The sequence below is a fragment of the Streptomyces sp. NPDC004788 genome, from assembly GCF_053601115.1.
On sequence record NZ_JBSGBF010000194.1, the window covers coordinates 1 to 4,050 of the forward strand.

At 68.3% G+C, this 4,050-nt stretch carries 4 protein-coding genes; 2 read left to right on the plus strand and 2 right to left on the minus strand.

The genetic code is table 11. The features are described 5' to 3' along the window. Positions 1 to 585: 585 nt before the first annotated feature. Positions 586 to 792, minus strand: coding sequence for a developmental transcriptional regulator BldC (bldC, locus tag ACWEJX_RS37525; protein ID WP_003949541.1), 207 nt, complete (start codon positions 790 to 792; stop codon positions 586 to 588). A gap of 546 nt (positions 793 to 1,338) precedes the next feature. After that, positions 1,339 to 2,220, minus strand: a complete 882-nt coding sequence (locus ACWEJX_RS37530) for a hypothetical protein (protein ID WP_451611887.1) — start codon at positions 2,218 to 2,220, stop codon at positions 1,339 to 1,341. 151 nt (positions 2,221 to 2,371) lie between these two features. On the opposite strand from ACWEJX_RS37530, the gene ACWEJX_RS37535 reads away from it, so the two are divergent. Next, positions 2,372 to 3,460 (plus strand): Leu/Phe/Val dehydrogenase, encoded by a 1,089-nt coding sequence (locus tag ACWEJX_RS37535; RefSeq protein ID WP_451611888.1) that lies wholly within the window; start codon positions 2,372 to 2,374, stop codon positions 3,458 to 3,460. A 298-nt stretch (positions 3,461 to 3,758) separates the two neighbouring features. Continuing rightward, positions 3,759 to 4,013 (plus strand): DUF3073 domain-containing protein, encoded by a 255-nt coding sequence (locus ACWEJX_RS37540; protein ID WP_356068407.1) that lies wholly within the window; start codon positions 3,759 to 3,761, stop codon positions 4,011 to 4,013. Positions 4,014 to 4,050: the final 37 nt, after the last annotated feature.

Below are 4,050 nucleotides of genomic sequence, written 5' to 3' on the forward strand. Positions count from 1 at the left end.
GGGCGTGCTGGTTGGACATGTACAGGGTGGCGGGCCGGGACCCGTCCTTGGTCTTCCGCGCGTCCCTGGTCAGTTTCAGCATGTGGAGGTCGCGGGTTCAAGTCCCGTCAGGATCGCAAGTGAAGAAGGCCCGCACCGTTTGGTGCGGGCCTTCTTGCGTGCCGCCTTGCCTTCTCGCGCCGCAGGGACCAAGGTCCCACCCACGGGTGACCAACGGCGTGTTCCGCGTCCCCGCCGGGAGTGGAAGGCTGTTGCAGGGCAAGACTTTGACGATGTGACGGGAGTCACTGAATCCGTTTCAGGAAGTGCCGGACTTACACCCTCCCTACATCACCCCAATTTAATATGTGCAATTGCACGGCTCCACGGGTGACCCCCAGGTGACCCGCGGGCTGTCCACGGCCGTTCTACGCGCGCACAAAAAGATCGCGCTGGACCCGGCGGAGTCCAGCGCGATCGATGACATGGGGCCTGTTGGGGCAGGAACCTGTCGGCAGAGCTATGGGGTGGGCTGCCGGGTTGGGGGACCCGGAATGTGCCCGGTGCTGCGGGGTGTTACGGGGTGTGGCGTGTGTCGCAAGCGCCTCAGGCTTCGCTGCGCTGCTGCGGAATGCCCGCCAGCAGGGCGCGGACCTCGGCCTCGCGGTACCGGCGGTGCCCACCCAGCGTGCGGATGGACGTGAGCTTGCCGGCCTTGGCCCAGCGGGTCACCGTCTTCGGGTCCACGCGGAACATCGTGGCAACCTCGGCAGGGGTCAGCAGCGGCTCGGCATCAGGGGTGCGAGCGGTCATGAGCGGCCTCCTCGGGAGAACCGAACCTTCTCGGTTCTTTCCTCTAAATTCTGCACCTTGACCCGCCATGCCCGAAATGGCAGAAGCGGGTCGAGTCGGTTATAGGACGAACGGCTTGTCCTCGGCACTACAACTACACCATCCGTCCAGCCGCGTCGGCCAAACCGATGGAATTGCCCTCGCAGGTGTTCATCAGCGGCGGAAGTCGACTGACCATGCCATAACGGACAGTCACGCCACTGTGACGATCAGTCACAGTGGCGATCAGGAGTCCTCAGACCCCCCATAGAGTGCAATGTCGAGCAATCCGCCCTCACTTGGGCGGAAGGAACCCTCCCCGGACTCCTTGTCCTATTTTGGCACGAGGGTGGGCGATGGGCGCAAGGGTGCGTTAAGTGCGATCCATCACGCTTGAGCCAAAGGCCCGGATCGGGACCTACGTCCTGCCCCGCGCACCCCAACGTCCCCACAAGAGCACACCAAAGGCCCGAACAGGTGTCCAGCGATGAAGATCATCTACATCAGGTGGACATGTCCTGTCGATGGTCAGTTGGCGAACTGGAGGTTGCGGACCGCCCGCCAGCGGGCGGCGAAACGCCGATAAGCCTCGCTCGCCCGCTCGCCGTCCCCCGCCCGCAGCGCCTCGATCCCCTCCGCCACGTCCGCCGCCGACCGGTCGCCCGCCAGCGCCTCCGCGTCCAGCGCGTGCACCAGGCCGCCGTAGTCCAGCTCCACGAGCGCCCGCGGATGGAACTCCTCCAGCCAGCGCCCCACCTCGACCAGACCCTCCGTCATCGGACCCTCGTCGATCGCCTCCCGCAGCGCCTTCAGCGCCCGCGCGAGCCGCCGCCGCGCCTGCACCATCGGCGTCCGGTAGCGCAGTACGGGCTCCCCGCCCGAAGCCGGCTCCCCCGGCGCGCGCTTCCCCGGCGCGCGTTCCCCCGGCACGTACTCCCGCTCCTCGTCCGAGAACAGCACGAACCAGCGCAGCGGCACCCGCCACACCGCGCTGCGGATCCACGGCCGCGCGTCCGGGTTCCGGGCCAGCCAGCGCTCGTGGTCCGCCGCCAACTGCTCCCGTACGACCGGGGGCAGCATCGCGTCCAGGACCTGCGCCGGCAGCGTCCCGCCCGTCAGCTCCCCGAGCGCCAGCCAGCCGCGCAGCCGGGTCCGCCACGGGCAGACCAGGACCGTCCCGTCCACCGTCGTCACGAACGCGTCGCCGCTCTCGTGCACCGGCACCGGGACCGGCGGCACCGGGACCAAGTCGGCGAGCGAGCGCCGCAGTTCGTCCTGGACGCCCGGGATGTCCGGCCGCCGGGCATAGCGGGCCCAGTGACCCCGCTCCGGCTCGGGAAAGGCGGCCAGGGGCTCGTACACCCTCAGGTACGAGGCATAGGGCACGAGCACCGACGAGGGGACCGACATGTCGCAAATCCTTCCACGGGTACTCCTGGAGAGGGTGATCCTCGGCACTGCGTCCCTGCTACGGCCAGGTAGGACTTACCCTCGTCCCGACCTGGTCCCACCCCCACCCACAGGGGGGACCTTCCGCCGCTTGTATTTGGGAGTCACCACCGTGACCGATGTGACCGGCGTTCCTGACGTACTGCACACCCTCTTCCACTCGGAACAGGGTGGCCACGAGCAAGTCGTGCTGTGCCAGGACCGCGCCACCGGCCTCAAGGCCGTCATCGCCCTCCACAACACCGCCCTGGGCCCGGCCCTCGGCGGCACCCGCTTCTACCCGTACGCCACCGAGGCCGAGGCGATCGCCGACGCGCTCAACCTCTCCCGCGGCATGTCGTACAAGAACGCCATGGCCGGGCTCGACCACGGCGGCGGCAAGGCCGTGATCATCGGCGACCCGGAGCAGATCAAGACCGAGGAGCTCCTCCTCGCCTACGGCCGCTTCGTGGCCTCGCTCGGCGGCCGCTACGTCACGGCCTGCGACGTCGGCACCTACGTCGCCGACATGGACGTCGTCCACCGGGTCAACCAGTGGACCACCGGCCGCTCCCCCGAGAACGGCGGCGCCGGCGACTCCTCCGTGCTCACCGCCTTCGGCGTCTTCCAGGGCATGCGCGCCTCCGCGCAGACCGTGTGGGGCGACCCGACGCTGCGCGGCCGCAAGGTCGGCGTCGCAGGCGTCGGCAAGGTCGGCCACTACCTGGTCGAGCACCTGATCGCCGACGGGGCCGAGGTCGTCGTCACGGACGTCCGCGAGGAGTCGGTGCGCCGGATCACCGAGAAGTTCCCGCAGGTCACCGTCGTCGCCGACACCGACGCGCTGATCCGCACCGAGGGCCTGGACGTCTACGCCCCCTGTGCCCTCGGCGGCGCGCTCAACGACGACACCGTGCCGGTGCTCACCGCGCGCATCGTCTGCGGCGCGGCCAACAACCAGCTCGCGCACCCCGGTGTCGAGAAGGACCTGGAGGCGCGCGGCATCCTCTACGCCCCCGACTACGTCGTGAACGCGGGTGGCGTGATCCAGGTGGCCGACGAGCTGCACGGCTTCGACTTCGACCGCTGCAAGGCCAAGGCCACGAAGATCTTCGACACCACGCTCGAAATCTTCGCACGTGCGAAGTCCGATGGCATCCCGCTGGCCGCGGCGGCCGACCGGATCGCCGAGCAGCGCATGGCCGAGGCGCGCCGGGCCTGAGCTTGACGGTCCGGCCCGCCGATCGATCAGGCTTTGCGGTGGATTCGCGAGACTTCGCTCACGCCGATCGGCGGGTCGGACCTCAAGAAGAGGTTAAAATCGCGATTGACCAGCAAGGAAGGGATGCCTCAGCGGTTCTGTACCGGGGAATGTGATGCGCGCGGCGTACCGTAGGCCCGCGGAAACAGGTACCGTTGAAACCCTACGGACCGGTCTCTCTGTCGAGAGCCCGTTCCGAAACATGAACGCGTGTCAAGACTCTGGGGCCGACGAGCCCCGTCACCGAGGGGGTCGAGCCATGGGGCGCGGCCGGGCAAAGGCCAAGCAGACCAAGGTCGCCCGCCAGCTGAAGTACAGCAGCGGCGGGACTGACCTGTCGCGTCTGGCCAGCGAGCTGGGCGCATCGACTTCGAGCCAGCCGCCGAATGGCGAGCCGTTCGAGGACGACGACGAGGAAGACGACCCGTACGCTCAGTACGCGGATCTCTACAACACGGATGACGAGGACGAGGACGACGAGTCCGGTCCGGCGTCCACTCAGCGTCGCGCTTGACCTTCTGAACGCAGAAACCCGGTCCGGGTACCCGGAC